The organism is Streptomyces sp. NPDC059668, assembly GCF_042734135.1.
GTDB lineage: Bacteria > Actinomycetota > Actinomycetes > Streptomycetales > Streptomycetaceae > Streptomyces.
Window position 1 is genome coordinate 31,588 of record NZ_JBHWEL010000040.1, and the last position, 6,827, is coordinate 38,414.

7 protein-coding genes are annotated in these 6,827 nt (G+C 73.5%); 5 read left to right on the plus strand and 2 right to left on the minus strand.

Features of this window, described 5'->3' with window-relative positions; translation table 11 throughout:
• Positions 1 to 62: 62 nt before the first annotated feature.
• The gene (locus ACFV2J_RS25840; RefSeq protein WP_385091974.1) at positions 63 to 719 is read right to left on the minus strand and encodes a hypothetical protein; all 657 of its coding nucleotides are present in this window, start codon (positions 717 to 719) and stop codon (positions 63 to 65) included.
• A 219-nt stretch (positions 720 to 938) separates the two neighbouring features.
• Here ACFV2J_RS25840 and ACFV2J_RS25845 point away from each other — a divergent pair, with 219 nt between their 5' ends.
• The 4 genes from ACFV2J_RS25845 to ACFV2J_RS25860 are packed head-to-tail and all read left to right on the plus strand — an operon-like array spanning position 939 to position 4,844.
• Positions 939 to 1,595: a helix-turn-helix domain-containing protein gene (locus ACFV2J_RS25845; protein ID WP_385440848.1), complete on the plus strand. Its 657-nt coding sequence runs from the start codon at positions 939 to 941 to the stop codon at positions 1,593 to 1,595.
• A 32-nt stretch (positions 1,596 to 1,627) separates the two neighbouring features.
• Complete coding sequence (locus ACFV2J_RS25850) at positions 1,628 to 2,158, plus strand: toxin-antitoxin system, toxin component (RefSeq protein WP_385091990.1); 531 nt, start codon at positions 1,628 to 1,630, stop codon at positions 2,156 to 2,158.
• Positions 2,159 to 2,173: 15 nt separating this feature from the next.
• A complete protein-coding gene (locus tag ACFV2J_RS25855; RefSeq protein ID WP_385091980.1) occupies positions 2,174 to 3,400 on the plus strand; it encodes an MAB_1171c family putative transporter in 1,227 nt (408 codons plus the stop codon).
• A complete protein-coding gene (locus ACFV2J_RS25860; protein WP_385091983.1) occupies positions 3,384 to 4,844 on the plus strand; it encodes an NAD(P)/FAD-dependent oxidoreductase in 1,461 nt (486 codons plus the stop codon). The genes ACFV2J_RS25855 and ACFV2J_RS25860 overlap by 17 nt, the downstream gene beginning before the upstream one ends.
• Positions 4,845 to 5,166: 322 nt before the next feature.
• Here the strand turns inward: ACFV2J_RS25860 and ACFV2J_RS25865 are convergent, their stop codons facing one another.
• Entirely contained in the window at positions 5,167 to 6,210 is a 1,044-nt protein-coding gene (locus ACFV2J_RS25865; protein ID WP_385091986.1) for an alpha/beta fold hydrolase, read from the minus strand.
• Positions 6,211 to 6,428: 218 nt separating this feature from the next.
• Here ACFV2J_RS25865 and ACFV2J_RS25870 point away from each other — a divergent pair, with 218 nt between their 5' ends.
• The gene (locus ACFV2J_RS25870; RefSeq protein ID WP_356807141.1) at positions 6,429 to 6,671 is read left to right on the plus strand and encodes a hypothetical protein; all 243 of its coding nucleotides are present in this window, start codon (positions 6,429 to 6,431) and stop codon (positions 6,669 to 6,671) included.
• Positions 6,672 to 6,827 lie beyond the last annotated feature (156 nt).

Here is a 6,827-nt window from a genome sequence, read left to right on the forward strand (position 1 = left end):
GGGTTGTGGGGGGTGTGGGGGGTGTTGTCGCGGGCGGGGCCCCCCCCCCCCCCCACGGGGCGTCAGACGACCCTGAGGTGGGTGGCGCCGAGGCGTGGCCTGGCGATCCTGCGCGGGGGCTGCGCGCCACGGCGGGTCTCGCGCAGGACCAGGGTCGTGCGCGTGTAGCCCAGGTCCTGGAGGCTCTTGGGGGTCTCGTCGACGATCCGGCAGTCCGTGCGCCCCCAGCGGGGGTCGGGATGGATCAGCGGCCGTACCGCGCCGTCGTGCTGGAGGGCGTCCTGGCCGACCGCGCGGATCCAGTGCGGCAGGCCGTGCCGGTAGGCCGCCTCCATGATCGGGTCCTGGGCGATGTCGCGGCGGATGGACTGCAGCCCGCGGTCCTGGCCGTCGCGCTCCACGGCGGCGGCGAAGTGCGCCAGCATCGGCAGGCACCAGCTCGCCTCGTGCTCGCCGAGGACGGTGGCCGCGTCCGGGTGGAAGAGGACGAACCGGAGGAAGTTGTCGCCCGGCATGGCCGTCGGATGAGGGCCGACGCCGCCGAAAAGTGTCTCGAACGCGGCGTTGGACAGGACGACGTCCCAGCGGTGGTCGAAGACGACCGAGGGGAACGGCACGGCAGCGAGGAGGGCGGCGTAGTCCTGGAGATACGCCTGAGCCTCGGGGCTCTCGGGGACAGGTCGCGGCTGGGACCGCTGCCTTCCTGCCTGGTACGCCATCGGGAGGTCACCCCTCTTGCCTATGCGGCCTTCACGCGGCGCCCCGATCCTGCTGCCCGGAGCTCAGTCGTGTCAACTATCGTGGCATTTGGCGCTTGTTGACGGCTGATTCGCGCCACAGTTGTGGCGAGACCTGGATGTGAGTTCGAGCGAGCGACTAGTCTCCGGGGGTCCCGAGCATCATGTGAGAGACCTGAGAGAGACGTAGGAGATCTGTCGGTGACGGATGGCTTCGAAGTTCCGGGCGCCATGGCGACGGTTCTGCTGCCGGCCGTCGTGGCCCGGGTCACCGCGCTCGCCGACCGGCTCGGTGTGCAGCACGCCGAGGTTTTCGACGTACGGCGCCTTTCGGCGGAGTCCGGCGTCCCCGAGCCCGTGGTGCGGGCGCTGCTCGGCGGCCGCGCGGCCGGCGAGCCCGATCTGCAGGCCCGCTTCCTGCAACGTCTCGACCTGCTGCGCCGCACCCGGCTCAAGCCCAACGGCCGCAGATACACCCAGCAGGAGATCGCCGACGGCGCCGGGATGTCGCGTCAGCAGGCGGGCGCTCTCATCAACGGCGACCGGCGCCCCACGATGGAGCACTGCGACGCCATCCAGCGCTTCTTCCGGGTGCACGCGGGATTCCTGACGGCCGAGGACTCCGAGGCGCTCGTGGGTGCCCTGCAGCGTTCCGAGCAGGAGCTGCTGCAACAGCTCGCCGACCGCGAGCGCGAGGCGGCCGCGGCCGCCTCGGACCCGCTGGAGCGGCTGTTGGAGGACCACGGCGTGCGCGGCATCGCCTGGCGGGCCGCGCAGCTGCCCACCGACCAGCACCGCGACAAGGTCGCCGAATGGCTGGACATGCTCTTGGAAAGCGTCAAGCGGCCCGAGTCATGATCCGGGGGAGAACCGTGGGCATCGGAAAGGACATGCGCCGTCTGTGCGGCGAGCTGGTCGCTGAGCTCTCGCTCCCGGCGCCGGCGGAACCCGCCACCCTGTACGCCGCCCTGTGCGAGGCCATGAGCAGACGCCGTGGCCGCCCCGTCCAGTTCCGTACGGCCGTGTTCCCGCCCGGTACCGCCAGCGGGCTGTGGCTCGACATGGCCGAGCAGGACCTCGTCGTCATCGAGGAACGCACCGCCCCAGACCACCAGTTGGTGATCCTCGGCCACGAGCTGTGGCACATGAAGGCCGGGCACTGCGGTCACCATGTCGACGGCGCGGCCGTGGCCGCCCGTCTGCTCAGCGACGACGCGGACCTTCAGGCGACCGTCCGCAAGGTCGCCGCGCGCACCCGTTTCGACCTCGCCGACGAGAAGGAGGCCGAGAGCTTCGGTCTGCTGCTCGCCAGCAAGTGCCGTACGTGGCTCGCCGGTTCGCCGGTGCGCGGGCCCGTGAGCCGGGACGGTCTGGCCGGCCGGATCGAGGCGTCCCTCGGCTATCGCGGGCCGAAGGGCTGAGGACACTCTCCAGGAATGGACGGATCCAGCTACTACGTCCCGGCGGTCGCCATGGGCGTCGCTCTCGCCGTGAAGGCGCCCACCCTGATCCGCGGCTGGCGCGACCCGTTGCTGAGGTCCGTGGGCGTCCTGCTGGCACTCGCCTGCCTGGTCTTCCTCTTCGCGGCGCCGCCGACCATCGGCGAGGTCAACGACCTCACGGGGATCCCCAACGTCTCGGCGCCCCTGGTCTACTGCCTGCTGACCGCGTTCAGCGCCTCCTGTCTGGTGCTGATCGTCAACTGGCGCGGCGGCCCCGCCGAGGTGACCCGCCGGCTCTCCCGCCGCTGGATCGCCGGGTACGGCGTGGTGAGCCTGGCGCTGGTCGTGCTGTACCTGCTCGGGGACTGCCGTGAGGAACGGCTGCGCGACCTCGACACCTACTACGCCAACACCCCGTTCATCCGCGAGATGATCGTGCTCTACCTCGCCTCGCTGACCGTCGCGGGCGTCGCGATGAACGTCATGTGCTGGCGCTGGGCCCTCCAGGTGAGCGGCTGGCTGCGGGTCGGCCTGCTGACGATCGCGGTCGGCTTCCTCTTCAACATCCCCTACTCGGCGCTCAAGTTCATCGCCGTGGGCGCCCGCTGGAACGGCACCGACCTGGACGGCCTGAGCACCGACGTGGCGCCCGCGCTGGCGTCGGTCGGAGCACAGGTGAGCGCGGTCGGCTTCCTGATCCCGCTGGCCTGCCAGCGCGTCGGGGACAGTTGGTGCACCTGGTCGACGTACCGCCGGCTCGGGCCGCTGTGGCGCGAGCTGAAGCCGGTCTCGGCCCACGAGGAGCGCGCCGTGCGGATCTCGTGGTGGTCCCCCGCCGAACTCCAGGTCACCCAGCGGGAGTCCGACATCCACGACGGCATGCTCAGCCTGTACCCCTACTTCGACTCCGAGGCGCGCGCCCTCGCCTACGACGCGGCCGTGGCGGCGGGCTCCGAGCCCCTCCAGGCACAGGCGGAGGCCGACGCGGCGATGGTGACGGCGGCGGTACGGGCCAGGGCGGCCGACCCGGAGGGCCGGGTCATCAGCGCGGCGGAGGCGGCCACCGCCCCCGCCGGACCCGGGTCCGCGTACGCCTACACCGACGGTCCGCGCGACCTCGTGCGGATGTCGATGGCCCTGCGTCAGTCCCCCGTCGTCGCGGCCGCCCGAGGGCGTGCCACGGCCAGGTCAGAGAGCGACTTCCATGAGCAATCCCGCTAGCGCCCCCCGGAGCGCGGCAGCAGACGACCGTGTCCCGGCCTCCGGTCGGGCGGTCGTCATCGGTGCCGGGCCGGCCGGCCTGCTGGCCGCCGCGGCGCTGCACGCGTACGCCGACGTCACCGTCGTCGAGCGTGACGTCCTGCCCGCCGGGCCCGAACCGCGCAAGGGCCTGCCCCAGGCCCGTCACGCCCATCCACTGTGGTCCGGCGGTGCCCGCGCCATGGAGGAACTGCTCCCCGGTGTCACCGCCGCCTGGCTGGCCGCGGGCGCCCGCCGGATCCCGCTCCCGGACGGACTGGTCGCCCTGTCCGCGCGGGGCTGGCTGCGGCGCTGGCCCGAGACGGAGTTCATGATCTCGTGCAGCCGTGATCTGCTCGACTCGGTGCTGCGCGAACAGGTCGCGCGCGAGGACCGGGTGACCGTCCTGGACGGCACGGAGCTGCTCGGGCTCCACGGCGACGCCGCCCGCGTGAGCGGAGTGCGGGTACGCGCGTCCGACGGCACCGAGCACGTCCTGGAGGCCGATCTGGTGGTGGACGCCTCGGGACGCGGTTCGCGGTCCACCGCGTGGCTCGACGCGCTCGGGGTCCCGCAGGCCCCGATGGAGGAGATCGACTCCGGACTCGCCTTCGCCAGCCGGGTCTTCCGCGCGCCGGCGGGCACCGAGGACTTCCCGGTGGTCACCGTGCAGCCCGACCCGGCGCAGCCCGTGCCCGGGCGGTCCGCGACCCTCGTGCCGCTGGAGGGCGGGCGCTGGCTGGTGACGCTCTCGGGCACCCGCGGCGGACAACCGACCGCCGCGGCCGAGGACTTCGAACTCTTCGCGCGCGGTGTCCGGCATCCCCTGGTGGGTGAGCTGATCGCGCACGCGGAGCCGCTCACGGACGTCGTGCTCACCCGCAGCACGATCAACCGGCGGCGCTGCTTCGAGAGGGTGCGGGACTGGCCCGAGGGCTTCGTCGCGCTGGGCGACTCCGTCGCCACGTACAACCCGGTCCACGGGCACGGGATGTCGGTGGCCGCCCAGGGCGCCGTGGCGCTGCGCGGGCAGGTCGCCGAGTACGGGATCTCGGCGCCCGGGCTCGCGCGGCGGGTGCAGCGCGCGGTGGCGATCCCGGTGACGGTCGCCTGGGAACTGGCCACAGGAACGGACATCCGTTACCCCGAGGCGATCGGCGAACAGCCCGGCGCGGTGCGCGGTCTGTTCGGCCGCTACCTGGCACGGCTGACGCGGACCGCGGCCGGACGTCCGCGGGTCGCCCGCGCCCTCCTCTCCGTGACCACCCTGTCCGCGCCGCTGACCGCCCTCGTGACACCCGAGGTGCTCCTCGCCGTGCTGCGCGGGCCGGGGCGTCCCCCGCTGACCGAACCCCCGCTCACGTCCGACGAACGCGCCGCGGTGTTCAGCGCGCCGGAGTCCTCGGTGACACCGGCGGCGGGCTGACGCCGGGACGGGACCACGGCGGCAGGAGGGCCGACTCCGGCGCTCGTACGACGGGGTCACGACCCGACCCGGGACGGCCTCGGCCGGACGGTGCCGGACCGGTCCCGGACCGGTCCCGAACCGGCGCGACCGGACTCGGCCGAACGGGTGGCGTGGGCGTCCGGCGAGGGCCGCGCCGTCTAGTCCGGAACGGCGCTCGCCCCGCGACGCCTCCTCCGGTGACGCCTCCTCCGGCGGGGGCGCCGGGAGCCGAACCGTGTGCGTCCCCTCCCGGGACGGGACGCGCCGGCCCGTGGACGGCGGGCGGCAGCGGGCGCGGGGTTCAGGTCGCGCTGCGTTCGCTCGCCTCCCGCAGGTCCCGTTCCACGGCCCGGTTGTGCGCGGTGTCCGGCTGCCCCACCGTCGTGCCGGGGCGGCCGGCGCGCAGCAGTTCCCGCCAGTGCTCGCGGCTCCAGTCGGCCGGACGGGTGGTGCTGGTGAACTCCTCGACGAGGCCGAGGAAGCGTGCCGGATCGCTGTGGAAGGGGAAGTGGCCCGCGCCCTCGAAGATCTCCAGCCGGCTGCCGGGCATCGCCCGGTGCGCCCCGTACGCGTGCCGCACCGGCACCACGCTGTCCCGGTCGCCCCAGAGCAGCATCGTGGGCATGCCCTCGGTCAGGTAGCAGCGGTCGAGCATGGTCACCGACTGTCCGCGCCAGTCGACCACGGCGCGCAGGGTGCGGATGAACGCGCTGCGCGAGGTCGCGTCGGGCAGGGCGTCCACGAGGTTGAGCAGTTCCGGGGCGTCCTGGCCCAGGTCGGTGTCGAGCAGCGTCATCAGACGTAAGAACAGGCCCACTTGGAGTCTCATGCCGGGCAGCCGCAGGGTGGACAGCAGGAGGTGGGCACCCGGCAGCGAGACGGCCCGCAGTACCGGGTTGACCTCGCCGCCCACTCCTCCGGCGCTGACCAGGATCAGCCGTTCCGTGCGGTCGGGGAACTGGTAGGCGAACTGCATCGCGACGCCTCCGCCGAGCGAGTGACCGACCAGGGTCGCGGACTCGATGTCGAGCGTCGTCAGCAGGTCGCGGACGCCGTTGGCGTACGCGGCCACCGAGTAGTCGGCGCGCGGCTTGTCGGAGGCCCCGTGGCCCAACAGGTCGGGGGCGATCACGGTGTGGGTGCGGGCCAGGTCGGGGATCAGGTCCGCCCAGGTGGCCGAGGAGTCGCCGATGCCGTGGATGAGGACCAGCGCGGGGCCCTCGCCCGCCACGCGGTAGGCACGCCGGTAGCCGTGCACGACGCGGTGCTGCAGGCGCAGTTCCGCGCCGCCCACCGAGCGCAGTCGCAGGTTGCGCCTCGGACGCCGAGGCGGTACGTCGGCCACGGGCTCACCTCCTGTTCCCGGGCCGCCGAGCGGACGGCCTCCGGCTCCTCCTCCCAGCGTAGGGCTCCTGTCCCACCAGGGATTTCCGTGAGGTTTCGCCTCCGCTAAGCGGGCGAACCGCCGCACATCGAAACGGCATTGTCAGTGGTGGACGGCAAGCTGGGGTCACGCAGTGCCATGCAGCGCTCACGACCAGCCGACCCGGGGAGAGCCGTCCGATGCCGACCGCCGTACTGACCGACCACGAACGTGCCGCCGTGCAGGCCTATCTGCGTCTCCTCCAGACCGTCCGGGCCGCCTTCGACGGTACGCCGGACACGCACCGGCCGCCTGTGGTGGCGCCGTCCGCGCTCGCCGAGGCGGAGCGGGCGCTGGCGGCGGCCGGACTCGCGGGCAATGAGGAGGAGTTCTTCCGGCTGCTGCGCCGCTGGTGTCCTGAGCCCGGCGGCCGGCTGCCCTGAAGCCGCGCGCCGCGGGCGGGGTGGGCGGGGGGGGTGGGCCGGGGGCCCGAGGGCCACCGCCCCGCGGCGGAGCTCACCCCCCCCCGCGACGACGGGGGTGGTCACCCGCGGGGCCCCGCCGACGGGGTGGGCGGCGAGATCGGCGCCACCTGCCTG